General features: G+C 35.7%; 9 protein-coding genes. 8 read left to right on the top strand and 1 reads right to left on the bottom strand.

Annotated elements, in window-relative coordinates; translation table 11 throughout:
* Window positions 1-29 precede the first annotated feature (29 nt).
* The 6 genes from CACET_RS06770 to CACET_RS06795 all read left to right on the top strand — a co-directional run bounded on the left by CACET_RS06770 (window position 30) and on the right by CACET_RS06795 (window position 10,382).
* A complete protein-coding gene (locus tag CACET_RS06770; protein WP_044823623.1) occupies window positions 30-284 on the top strand; it encodes a hypothetical protein in 255 nt (84 codons plus the stop codon).
* Window positions 285-393: 109 nt separating this feature from the next.
* On the top strand, window positions 394-2,172 hold the full coding sequence (locus CACET_RS06775) for a hypothetical protein (protein WP_144414735.1): 1,779 nt from the start codon (window positions 394-396) through the stop codon (window positions 2,170-2,172).
* A gap of 343 nt (window positions 2,173-2,515) precedes the next feature.
* Window positions 2,516-7,081, top strand: a complete 4,566-nt coding sequence (gene gltB / locus CACET_RS06780) for a glutamate synthase large subunit (RefSeq protein WP_044823625.1) — start codon at window positions 2,516-2,518, stop codon at window positions 7,079-7,081.
* Window positions 7,082-7,084: 3 nt separating this feature from the next.
* Complete coding sequence (locus tag CACET_RS06785) at window positions 7,085-8,518, top strand: glutamate synthase subunit beta (RefSeq protein ID WP_044823626.1); 1,434 nt, start codon at window positions 7,085-7,087, stop codon at window positions 8,516-8,518.
* 577 nt (window positions 8,519-9,095) lie between these two features.
* Window positions 9,096-9,899 carry a hypothetical protein gene (locus CACET_RS06790; RefSeq protein ID WP_044823627.1) on the top strand — a complete coding sequence of 268 codons (804 nt, stop codon included), beginning with the start codon at window positions 9,096-9,098 and terminating at the stop codon, window positions 9,897-9,899.
* A gap of 138 nt (window positions 9,900-10,037) precedes the next feature.
* Complete coding sequence (locus CACET_RS06795) at window positions 10,038-10,382, top strand: DUF6054 family protein (protein ID WP_044823628.1); 345 nt, start codon at window positions 10,038-10,040, stop codon at window positions 10,380-10,382.
* Window positions 10,383-10,559: 177 nt separating this feature from the next.
* Here the strand turns inward: CACET_RS06795 and CACET_RS06800 are convergent, their stop codons facing one another.
* Window positions 10,560-11,339 carry an ABC transporter ATP-binding protein gene (locus CACET_RS06800; protein WP_201774906.1) on the bottom strand — a complete coding sequence of 260 codons (780 nt, stop codon included), beginning with the start codon at window positions 11,337-11,339 and terminating at the stop codon, window positions 10,560-10,562.
* Window positions 11,340-11,797: 458 nt separating this feature from the next.
* Here CACET_RS06800 and CACET_RS06805 point away from each other — a divergent pair, with 458 nt between their 5' ends.
* Both CACET_RS06805 and CACET_RS06810 read left to right on the top strand, forming a co-directional pair.
* Entirely contained in the window at window positions 11,798-12,217 is a 420-nt protein-coding gene (locus CACET_RS06805; protein ID WP_423229824.1) for a bacteriohemerythrin, read from the top strand.
* Window positions 12,217-12,678: a chemotaxis protein CheX gene (locus CACET_RS06810; RefSeq protein WP_044823630.1), complete on the top strand. Its 462-nt coding sequence runs from the start codon at window positions 12,217-12,219 to the stop codon at window positions 12,676-12,678. The genes CACET_RS06805 and CACET_RS06810 overlap by 1 nt, the downstream gene beginning before the upstream one ends.
* Window positions 12,679-12,680 lie beyond the last annotated feature (2 nt).

The following is a 12,680-nucleotide window of genomic DNA, read 5'->3' on the forward strand; positions in this document are numbered from 1 at the left end:
AGAATAAAAAGAGAGGGAGGATGTTATACATGAAAAAAATATTAGCAATCTTATTAGCTCTTATGCTTGGACTAACTATGTTAGTTGGTTGTACTAAAAGTGAGGAGCCAGCAGATCAAAATGAGCCAGCTGTAGAGGAAGAAGTTGAATTAGAGGAAGAAGTAGATGCTGAAGTAGATGCAGAAGATGCAGAAGCTGAAGAAGATGCAGAAGCTGAAGAAACAGATGTAGAAGAAGTTGAAGAAACAGATGTAGAAACAGACGAAGAAGCTGAAGAAAACTAATAAGATCAATTAAGATCAATGAAGAAGAGATCTCTTTTAAAAGAGGTCTCTTTTCTTTATTCCTTAAAAAATGTATAATAAGGGAGAAACCAGTGGAAGGAAGGGTAGAATGAAAAGAATCGTTTTTGTGCTTTTTTTTATCTTTATTTTAGTAGGTTGTACACAACAGGAAATCAAAGAAGGACAAGTTTATGTCATGAAGGATAATAACCACCCTGAAGAACAGCTGGGTGATATGGTAAATATTGAGGGAAGAATTCCTTTTCAAAAGTATGTTAACGAAAGTTTGATAGATCAATATGACTCAGGTCGAATACTATTAACTATTTCTCCAAATGGAAAAGAAATTTATTTTATGGAGAGAGTTGAAACAGATAACTTATTACAGGTAATTAAAGGAGAGACAAGAGAAGAAGTTATCATTGTTAAGGAAGATATAAACAGTAAGGAACAGCAGGTAATCGTAGAAAACATTCCTTTTATTTCTAAGATAGTGTGGAACAGTGAGGGGAGTATGGTGGCTTTTGGTGGCGGAGGTAGGTTAACGATTTATGATGTGAAGAACAACTCTGTTGTTGTGGAAGAAAAACTGGCACAAGATAAAATTACCAATTTTTTTTGGTCCCCTACCGATGAAAATAAACTCTATTCCGAACAGCTTGATTTAGCCAACGCTAGCATTTATTACTTAGACTCCCAAAAAAAAGTGGAGGCTTATGAAACAAGGGAAGAGACCTACTATAAGGGAAAGCTAGACAGTAATTATTACTATGGAACAAAGTGGGATTTGGCTAATGATGATACAAAAACAGTAATCTTAGATAAGCAGGGAAAAATAATTAAAATCTTGACTTCAGGAAGATTTAGAGATGCATACCAAAAATCTCTGGTGGTAGTTGGTGAAAGAGGGTTTGGGTTATATTATATGCCAGACATCAATGCTTCTGATAGGATAATAACTTTGACAAAAGAATATATTTATGATGTTAAATTTATAGATGATGGAAAGATTGCTTATACCACTAAAGCAGAAGATATAGAAACTAACTTATTTTATTTACACATCGTTAGTAATACAGGGAGTGAGTTGAAAAAGCTAAAGGTACATGGTGGTAGTATTGCTGTGTTGCCAGATGGAAAGTCAGGTTTTATTAGTGGACCAAAATGGCAGAGGGTAGACTTTGTGGAAAATAAGTTCGTTGAGGACTTAGACTTTATAGAAGAGGAAGAAATAGGTGAACTTCAACAGATTTACACAACCATTAGAGGAGCTATGACTACATTTTATAACCTAGAGTTAAAGGGAGAAGGAAGCAGGATCAACTTACAAAAGTACTTTAAAAACACCAGCCTACCGGAACAATGGGCTTATTTCGACATGGAAAAGATACTTCAAGAAAGAGATGCTAAATCGCAGATTTCAGACTTTGTCATGGAGATTCATCTAAAGAGCTATGACATCGGTACTAATAATGCATCTGTTACAATCGGGGTAAATACAAGAAATCCTTATGGTCGAGGGGTTGTAATGGATTACGCTATGGAATTAATAAAGTACCAGGGCAACTGGTATGTGACAGGTTTTAGTACTTTTCCTTACTCCCCAGAAAGAGAAGAAGTAGAAGAGATCCTACAGGAAGTGGTAGAGAAAATCCAGATGGGAAAACTTTTTTCAGGAGAGTTGGCGAATAAAGCGATAACAATTGGACAAATTCAATTTTGGCTAAGTGGTATGGCTCATTTAGCTCCAAACGTAGAAAGTGCCAACTCTGTAAAGGTGTTTTTGCAGGTAGAGGGAGAAGACATTTATAAATTGGTACTGGAGAAGATAAATCATAATAGTTGGAAACCTATTAAACTTACGCAAGAAAATTTAAGTTCCCTTTAAAACTAGCAATACAAATAGGGCGTATTTTTCTAACTACCTTTTGCAAAAAGAAGAGGTAGTTTTTTTATTGCTTTAAGCAAGGTCTATTAAAGATGAAGGTTTTGTTTTGACGGTTTTAAATTATTATTTATAATGTTCTGAAAAAAAAACAAGATTTTTTGATTTTGTTTTATGAAAATTTAAAATTTTGTGGTAATATATAAAGAATAAAAACTAAGTTCTTATAAGAACCATACAAAAAAATAAAGCAGATAATGTATTGAGAGATATAAATCTGGAATTTTGCAGATGCACAAGCTATGGTGAATATGAACTGTAAAATTAAATAAAGGGGGAAAGAAAAATGACGAACAATATTGGGTATCCTTCAAAACAAGGACTTTACGATCCCCAGTTTGAAAAAGACAGCTGTGGAGTTGGCTTTGTTGCCAGTATTAAGGGTGAAAAAACCCACGACATTGTAAAAAAAGGTCTTAAGGTTCTTGTGAACTTAACGCATAGAGGTGCTGTAGGTTCAGATCCTAAAACAGGTGATGGTGCAGGAATTCTCACACAGATTCCAGATGAATTTTTTAGAATATACTGTGATAATTTAGGTATTAGTCTTCCTAGCTCTACAGAGTATGGTATTGGGATGATATTTTTACCGAAGGAGCCAGCCCTACGCCTTCGATGTGAAGGAATTGTAGAACGTGTTGTGGAGGAAGAGGGGCAAAAGGTACTGGGCTGGAGGGATGTTCCAACAGACAATAGGAGTATTGGAGAAACAGCAAAGGGAACAGAACCAACTATTCGGCAGGTGTTTGTAGAAAAAGCATCAGCCATAGATCAAGAGGCTTTTGAAAGACGACTTTATATTATCCGTAAGAAAGCGGAAAATGAAGTGAAAAGATTGATTGAAAGAAATTCAGAATATTTTTACATTTGCAGCATGTCTAGCAAAACCATTGTTTACAAAGGACTTTTACTAGCAGATCAGATTAATCAATACTATGTAGATTTAAACGATATTAACTTCAAAAGTGCTATTGCACTAGTACATCAAAGGTATAGTACCAACACATTTCCTACATGGGATTTAGCCCATCCTTTTAGATACATTGCTCATAATGGAGAGATTAATACCATTAGAGGAAATAGAAACTGGATGAATGCTAGGGAAGGTGTATTAAAATCGGAAGTATTTGGAAAAGAAATTAATAAGCTATTCCCTATAATCGGAGCAAATGCCAGTGACTCAGCATCCTTTGATAATGTTCTTGAACTTCTTGTTGCAGACGGCAGAAGTTTAGCCCATTCATTAATGATGTTAATTCCTCAGACATGGAGAGATAATGATGTCATGGCACCCTATAAAAGGGCTTTTTATGAATATCATGCTTCTTTTATGGAACCGTGGGATGGACCTGCTGCAGTAGCTTGTACAGATGGAGAGCAGGTGTGTACAGTTTTAGATAGAAATGGTTTAAGACCTGCACGATATGTGATTACCAAAAATGGTCTTGTAGTTTTAGCTTCAGAAGCAGGAGCATTAGAACTTGACGCTAAAGAAATCGAGTCTAAGGGAAAATTAAAACCAGGAAAAATATTTTTGGTGGATACGAAAGAAGGTAGAATTATACCGGACCATGAGTTGAAGAAAAAAATCTGCACAGAAAAGCCTTACGAAGAGATGATTGAAAGTTGCAGAATGACTTTGGATCAATTGGAAAGCAACGTTGAAAAATCAGAAGTCGAAGTGGAGAGCTTGGTAGAAAAGCAGCAGGCCTTTGGCTATACACTAGAGGATTTAAAGTTGATTTTAGGAACAATGGCTAGTATCGGTAAAGAACCTATAGGTTCTATGGGAAATGATACTCCACTGGCAGTCTTATCCAATCGACCACAACTTTTGTTTACCTACTTTAAACAATTGTTTGCTCAGGTAACCAATCCTCCTATAGATTGTATAAGAGAAGAAATGGTAATGTCCCTTACAAACTTTATTGGAACACAGGAAAATATACTAAACAAAAATCTTCCCAACCAAGCCTTTATAAAAATCAAAACACCAATACTAACGAATTTAGAAATGGCAAAAATAAAAGGATTGCGGAACAAAGATTTCAAGACAACGACAATTCCAATTACCTTTAAATATGACACTGGTATAGAAGGTTTTAAAGCTGCTTTACAACAAGTTTGCGAAAGAGCCTCCAAAAGGATCGAGGAAGGGTACAATATCGTTGTTTTAAGCGATAGAAATGTGGGATCTTACGATGCAGCGATACCGAGTTTGTTGGCAGTTTCAGCCCTGCAGCATCACCTTATTCAAGAAAAAACCAGAACAAAAATTTCTATTATCGTGGAAACAGCAGAAGCAAGAGAAACTATGCACATGGCACTATTGATTGGTTATGGGGCTACAGCAATCAACCCATATCTTGCTTTTGAGTCTATAGATTCTATGATTAAAAAAGGCGATATAAAGGATATAGACTTCGGAAAAGCTGAGAAAAATTATGTAAAAGCATTATCAGAAGGTTTATTGAAAATTCTTTCTAGAATGGGAATTTCAACGCTGCAAAGTTATCACGGGGCTCAAATATTTGAAGCCATCGGGTTATCTAGTGAATTTATCAATGACTATTTTGAAGGAACACCCTCTAGGGTAGAAGGGGTAGGCATTGAAACCATTGGAGAAGAGGTATTAATACGTCACAGAAATGCCTTCAATAAAATAAGAAAGCCAATCGCAGAACTTGATGCAGGTGGAATCTATTCTTGGAGAAAAGATGGAGAGTATCACTTGTTTAATCCAGAAACGATTTACAAACTACAGGTTGCCACAAGAAGTAATGACTATGGTATTTATAAGGAGTATGCAGAAGTTATTAATGATCAAAATCAGCATCTTTGCACTATTAGAGGATTACTGAAGTTTAAAGAGAATAATCCGATACCTATCAATGAGGTAGAGCCAATTAGTGAAATCGTAAAAAGATTTTGTACGGGTGCCATGTCTTTCGGATCTATTAGTAAAGAGGCCCATGAAACCATAGCTATTGCAATGAATAGATTAGGGGCTAGAAGTAACTCTGGAGAAGGTGGAGAAGATGCTGAAAGATACAAAATTGAAGAAAATGGAGATTTGAGAAGGAGTGCTATAAAGCAAGTAGCTTCTGCTCGCTTTGGGGTAACTGCAGAGTATCTTGTGAATGCTGATGAAATTCAAATTAAAATGGCACAAGGGGCAAAACCAGGAGAAGGTGGACAACTGCCTGGAAGTAAGGTTGATAAGGCGATTGCTAGAACAAGAAATTCTACTCCGGGGATTGATTTGATTTCACCACCACCACATCACGATATTTATTCTATTGAGGATTTATCTCAACTGATTTTTGATTTAAAAAGCGTAAATGCCTCTGCAAAAATTAGTGTTAAGCTAGTATCTGAAGTTGGTGTAGGTACAGTAGCTGCTGGTGTTGCAAAGGCTCATGCAGATGTTATCCTCATAAGTGGACATGACGGAGGAACTGGAGCATCGCCGGTTTCATCAATAAAACATGTAGGAACACCTTGGGAACTAGGAGTGGCAGAAGCCCAACAAGTATTGCTTTTAAATAATCTAAGAAGTAGAGTGAGACTTCAAACAGATGGACAATTGAAAACCGGAAGAGATGTGGCTATCGCTGCCCTATTGGGTGCAGAAGAATTTGGTTTTGCTACCACGGCTCTAGTAGTTTTAGGCTGCACCATGCTGAGAAATTGTCATGAAAATACCTGTGAGATGGGTATAGCTACCCAAGACCCAGAAATCAGAAGGAACTTTAGAGGAAAGCCAGAGTATATCATTAACTTCTTCACCTTTATTGCTCAAGAGGTAAGAGAAATCATGGCACAGCTTGGTTTCAGAACTATGAATGAAATGATAGGTCGTGTAGATCTTTTGGAGCCTAATAAAAATTTAAGGCATTGGAAAGCAAATAAAGTAGATCTGTCATCAATTCTTTATAAGCCAGATATGCCAAAGCGAATTAAACCCTACTGTGTAAAATCTCAGGATCACGGTTTAGATAAACTGATGGATTACAAGTTACTTCAAGTAGCACAATATGCTATTGACAGTAAGGCAAAAGTACGGGCAAGTTTTGAAATAAAAAATGTAGATCGTTCTGTCGGTGCTATGTTAAGTGGTAAGATTGCTAAAAAGTATGGGGAAGAGGGGTTGCCAGAGGATACAATTGTTTTTGAGCTTACTGGTTCAGCAGGTCAAAGCTTTGGTGCTTTCTGTGCTAATGGTTTAACTTTAATTCTTGAAGGAGAAGCAAATGACTATGTTGGTAAAGGGTTATCAGGAGGGAAGCTGGTTATCAAAACTCCTCGAACAGCTTCCTATAAACAAGATGAGAATGTAATTGCAGGAAACACTATTCTTTATGGGGCTACCAGCGGAAAAGTATTTATCAATGGGATTGTAGGACAAAGATTTGCTGTTAGGAATAGTGGTGCCTTAGCTGTTGTTGAAGGGGTAGGAGATCATTGCTGTGAATATATGACTGGTGGTATGGTAGTAGTGTTAGGAAAAACCGGAAGAAACTTTGCGGCAGGTATGAGTGGCGGTGTAGCCTATGTACTTGATGTAGATGGAGACTTTGAAGGAAAATGTAATAAGAGTATGGTCACGGTGGAAGATGTAAAGGAAATAGAGGAGTTAGCAGTAATTCATAGTATGATTCAAGAACATTATCAGCTTACGAATAGTGAAAAGGCAGGTCATATTCTTGCAGATTGGGATGGATATAGTAGTAAGTTAAAGAAAATCATATCTCCCGCTTATAAATCCGTGCTTGAGAAAATGAAGCAGCAGAGGGTAGGAAAATTATTAGACACTGCACTAATGGAAGTTTGTAGCAGTAAGGAGGCATAGGTTATGGGAAAACTATACGGTTTTAAAGAATACAATAGACAAACTGCTCCAAAACGACCTGTAGAAGAAAGAGTCAAAGATTATAAAGAACTATACCTTGAATTTCCAGAAGAAAGCCTTATGCAGCAGGGGGCTAGATGTATGGATTGTGGAACGCCTTTTTGCAACTGGGGTTGTTCTCTAGGGAATATCATACCTGATTTCAATGACTTGGTATATAGAGGAGAATGGAAAAAGGCTTACCAAAGGCTGAGACTTACCAACTACTTTCCAGAGTTTACAGGAAGAATTTGTCCTGCCCTATGTGAAGGTTCTTGTACATTAGGAATTAACAGAGAACCAGTATCGATTCGTGAAATTGAACTAAACATTATAGAAAAAGCCTTTAAAGAGGGGTGGATTAAACCTAATCCTCCTAGAGTTAGAACAGGGAAAAAAGCTGCCATCATTGGTTCAGGTCCATCAGGATTATCTGCTGCCTATGCGTTGAACTCTGTTGGGCACAGTGTTACAGTGTTTGAAAGAGCTGATGAAGTAGGAGGACTTTTAAGATATGGTATTCCTGATTTTAAGTTAGAAAAGTATGTTATTGATAGAAGAGTAGATCTTATGAAGGAAGAAGGCATTGTTTTTGAAACCAATAGTCATGTGGGAATTGATTATGAGACAAAGCAGCTGCTGGAAGATTTTGACGTAGTACTTTTAACAGGTGGCTCTACTGTTCCTAGAGACTTGCAAGTAGAGGGAAGGGAACTCAAAGGAATTCACTTTGCAATGGATTTTTTAACGCAGCAAAATAAAAAGAATGCAGGAAAACCGATTGAAGATGAAATATCTGCTAAAAATAAAACAGTGCTGGTGATTGGTGGTGGAGATACAGGCTCAGATTGTATTGGGACTTCAGTAAGACAGGGAGCGAAAGAAGTATATCAATTTGAAATCATGCCAAAACCTCCAGAAACTAGAGATGACACGATGCCATGGCCTTTATACCCAAGAACATTGAAGGTAAGTACTTCTCATGAAGAAGGTTGTAAGAGGGATTGGTGCATTGATACTTTGAAGTTTTCAGGAAAAAACGGAAAAGTAACCACTATGCATGGATGTAAAGTAGAGTGGAAGAAGAATGATGCAGGAAATATGGTTATCAACAGAATTCCTGATTCAGAGTTTGAGTTAAAAGTAGATTTGGTTTTTCTAGCAATGGGATTTCTGCATCCAGAAAAAGCAGGTTTATTAGAACAACTAGGTGTTGAGTTAGACGGTAGAGGTAATGTATTTACTAATCATAAGTATGAAACTACAGTTGAAAGAGTTTTTGCAGCTGGGGATATGAGAAAAGGACAATCCCTGGTGGTTTCTGCAATAGAGGAAGGTCAAAAGGCAGCAAAGGCGATAGATGAATATTTGATGGGAGAGACTTCTCTGAAGGGCTAAGGAGGTCTTACATTAAAATATTGTAGAGGGGTATACAGTATTATAAAAAGTTCTTCAAGATACTTCCTTTAGGAATTGACTTCCTAAAGGAAGTATCTTTTTTTCATTGCCTTAACCTAAATCATAGTTTGTCATCCTTAGGGGAGTAAAAGGTAAAAAATATAGAAAATTAAAGGGTTTCTAGTAGAAAAGTTGAAGTAATTATTTATAAGATCTTCTTTTCCAGATAATAATTCTTGAACTTTTCACGATTTTCTTCTTTTTATAATCATAAGTTGATGACTTATATTGTAAATATATAATACTATGTCAAAGGATGTGGTTCTTGGTGGAATTAAAGAAAAATAAAAGATTTAAAAGGTTTATGTATCTTTTTTGTTTGGGCGTTGTTTTGCTTTTGAATAGACTAAGCATACTTCCTAGAAATTTGGGGCTAATACTAATCATTATTTTTATCCCTTTCGCAATTGCCCACGACCTAGACCGTCTCCAGTAATCGAATATATTTGTTCTTTATAAGAAAACTATAAATGATAAATAGGATGGAGGAATTTGATAAAGCATAGGAGGAATGTTTATGCAAAAAAAGACAGCAATTTTAATTTCCATATTGATGGTATTGATAATACTAACAGCTTGTTCAGTGAAGGAACAAGAGGACAAGGCAAAGGAATATGAAGAATATGCCAATGATTACATTGCTTTGAACTATCCATCTGATTGGCACATACAGACCAATGTCTCCCACAATAATCAAACGATTTTCTTTGAGAAGGAAGCTAATTTTCAATTTGTAGTTCAAGCAGAAGCAGCAGCAGAAGGTGTAGCAAATGAAGATGAAATAAAAGAAGAAATTGAAAAAGATTTATATGAAGGTTATAGGAAGATGGCTGAAGAAATCATATCAATTAAGGTAATTGAAGATCAAGAGATTACTATAGACGGAGAAAAGGCCAGAGAATTAAAAGTAGAAACCAAGCTATTGGATAGCACGATTGAGCAGCTTTATTACATCTTAAATGCAGAACTCTCCTCTTACAATGAAGTAAAAAACTACTTAAAGGAATACCAAGAAGTGGAAATTTTTATTGATGAAATGAAATATAATCCTGAGAAATTGGAAGACCTTGAAGCTATACTACTTCAATTTGAGGTTGAAAACCAAGAGGAAAAACAGGCTATTATGATAGCCAATGCTTTCATTGGTAATGCTATTCATTTCATAAAGGAAGAAAAAGATGCAATAATAAAACAAGATATTATAATAGCTTACAAAGAAAATATTAGATTGAATATATTCTTTCAAAGTAATAAAAACGAATATCAAGAGAGTATAGGGACTATTCAAAAGATCATTGACTCTATAACATTTCTTCATTGATAGTATTTGTGAAATAGCCACGCTTAAATATCTATAAATCATATTAGCTATGTAGCAATATGATTTATAGATATTTAAGCTGTTATCTCTATGTTTTGGGGTATACTTTAACTAAAAATAGAAAAAAGGAGGGCTATAATGAGCAAATATAATTTTAAGATAAGTATTACACCTAAGGAGGCTTTAGCCTTAGTCAAAAAGGGGCAAGATGCAGATCTAGTACATGAAGAGTTTTTTGATTTAGGAGAAGGTAAGTTTACTGGTACACTTGTTTTTGAAAAGTACTATTTAAGAGCAGGTAATAGAGCTGCACTCATTGTTATTGCTGACAATATCAAAGGAGAATCAACCCTTAGGTCAATAGCCACTGGGAGTTCACAGGGTATGTTTTTTAACTTTGATTGGGGTGCATCTGATGATTTTGCTTATAGTGTTAAGCGTGTTTTAGGAGACTTTATCGTAAAAGAAGAAAAACTTTCCTAATCTACTGAAACCAGCAAGTTTCAGGTAAGCAAGTGGATTTGTTCCAGCAAGCTGAAACATCAGGGAATCAGGTGGAGAGTCTACTCCACCTGATTTTAAATCCCACCTACCTTAAAAACAAAATAGACCCATCTCAATAGAAAAGCTGGGCTGTAACATTTTCAAAAAAGTCTAGTACTACTGATCAGCAAGCCGTAACCAAGTTCGACCCTTTAGCTTTTCAAGAAGGATAGGAGCTTCAAAAAAGTTAGAAAGATTATTGCTGGTTAGAACCTCCTCTGTTTTTCCAGAAGAGTGGATTTCTCCTTTTCGCAGCAGTAGCGTATGGTTGAAGATTGGTAGTATTTCTTCTGTACGATGGGTAACGTAAATCAATGTAGGTGCACTTTTTTCTTGGCTTAGACCTTCAATCATAGAGAGTAATTGTTCTTTTGCAAAAATATCTAGGCCTGTGCAGGGCTCATCTAGGATTAGTAAACGAGGTGAGGACATGAGAGCCCTTGCGATAAGCACCTTTTGCTTCTCGCCTTGAGATAATGACTCATAAGAACGCTTTGCCAGATGAGCACAATTTAATCTTTCCAACAGATGATTTGCTAAATCCTTATCTGCTTTATTAGGTTCTTCAAATAAGCCTATCATAGCAAACTTACCACTCATAACGATCTCCTCAGCAGATTCTTTAACATAGAGCCTTTCTTGCAGTGCTGTGCTTACCCAACCAATGGATTTTCTTAACTCTCTTAAATCAGAGGCTCCAAAGGTACTGTCAAGAACTTCCATTTCTCCTTTTGAAGGAAATATGTATCCATTGATCATATTTAAAAGGCTAGTTTTGCCTGAACCATTTAATCCTAAAATAGCCCAATGCTCACCAGTTGACACAGACCAATTGATGTCCTTAAGAATATATTTAGAATCTCTTATAAGAGAAACCCACTTTGCTTTAATAATCAAGTTTACTCTCCCCTTCCGAATACGTATCACTTCCGACTTCCCTTTACCCCAAATGACAAATTATGGCTTACATTAACGCTAATGATATTATAATAAATTTTATGACAAAAGTCATCTGATTCTATTTTTCAATAAAAGATCCTCCCCATAACAGTAGGATGAACTCAATGGTTTTTTAAAAACTCAATGGTTATAGCTTAAAATTTCTTTTTAAAATCTATAATATAGATATTTTAAAGGTAGGTTTATGGGGTATATATAGGCATAGATCTGTGATTAAAAATTTTAGTACCTAGGATCTACAACTTACAAAGATGAGAAAGGACATGATAGTTGAAACCAGAGGGTAAAAATGGTAAAATTAAACTAATAATTTTCAGACTTTTCGTTTAATTATTAGTTTAGAAACATCAGTAAAAGAAAATGATTATTAATTATGAAGGGTAGGATGAATAATGATGTGGAAAGAGAAGTATAAAATCGGGGTACCTATTGTTGATCAGCAACACGAAGAACTCTTTAAACGTGTATCAGATTTTATTCATACGGTTCAAAAAAAAGGTGTATGGGAAGAAAAAATAGACAAGGTCAAAGAAACTATGGTTTTTATGCAGGAGTATGTGGTAGTTCATTTTGATGATGAAGAAATGTATCAAGAAAAAATCCAGTATCCTGACTTGGATGAGCACAAACAAAAACATATTCAATTTAAAGAAGCAGTTGGTAATTACGTTAAGCGTTTTAACGAGGAGGGTTACAGTGAAGAGCTAGTTCAGGAATTTAGTGGTAAACTTGTGGCTTGGTTGATTATGCACGTTGCTGCAATGGACCAAAAAATTGGAGAATATGTAGATACTCAAGAGAGAGGAGAATTATAATGAAAGCAGAAAGTGTAAACTCCTTTTATCAAGCGACAAAGGATGTATTTAAATTGATGTTGGACTTGGGGATTGAACAAGGAAAATTAGGGATTGTAGAAGACATGGTCCTTAGTAAAGATGCTAATGTGGTTTTAGGCGTAACTGGAGACCTTAGAGGCACCATTCTATTTAGCTTTCCAAAAGAGATGATTTTGGAAATGGTGAAGATTATGTGCGGTATGGAAATGGATGAGATCGACAGTTTTGTTTCTTCAGCATTAGGAGAAGTAGCCAATATTATTGGAGGTAATGCAGTAACAATTTTAGCATCAAACAACTATAAGTGTGATATTGTGCCTCCACAGATTTTTGTAGGAGAATATAAATCCTTTTCTATGGCTAATGAAAAGGCCTTGCTTTTACCTTTGAAAACTCAAATCGGAGCATTTGACATTAATATTTTTCTGAAGGAAAAATAAAT

Origin of the sequence: Clostridium aceticum, assembly GCF_001042715.1 — a bacterium.
Lineage (GTDB): Bacteria > Bacillota > Clostridia > Peptostreptococcales > Natronincolaceae > Andreesenella > Andreesenella acetica.

Bases quoted from the DNA above. Each gene is read 5' to 3' on its own strand.
- CACET_RS06770 (WP_044823623.1), top strand. From the start codon at position 30: ATGAAAAAAATATTAGCAATCTTATTAGCTCTTATGCTTGGACTAACT.
- CACET_RS06775 (WP_144414735.1), top strand. From the start codon at position 394: ATGAAAAGAATCGTTTTTGTGCTTTTTTTTATCTTTATTTTAGTAGGT.
- gltB (WP_044823625.1), top strand. From the start codon at position 2,516: ATGACGAACAATATTGGGTATCCTTCAAAACAAGGACTTTACGATCCC.
- CACET_RS06785 (WP_044823626.1), top strand. From the start codon at position 7,085: ATGGGAAAACTATACGGTTTTAAAGAATACAATAGACAAACTGCTCCA.
- CACET_RS06790 (WP_044823627.1), top strand. From the start codon at position 9,096: ATGCAAAAAAAGACAGCAATTTTAATTTCCATATTGATGGTATTGATA.
- CACET_RS06795 (WP_044823628.1), top strand. From the start codon at position 10,038: ATGAGCAAATATAATTTTAAGATAAGTATTACACCTAAGGAGGCTTTA.
- CACET_RS06805 (WP_423229824.1), top strand. From the start codon at position 11,798: ATGTGGAAAGAGAAGTATAAAATCGGGGTACCTATTGTTGATCAGCAA.
- CACET_RS06810 (WP_044823630.1), top strand. From the start codon at position 12,217: ATGAAAGCAGAAAGTGTAAACTCCTTTTATCAAGCGACAAAGGATGTA.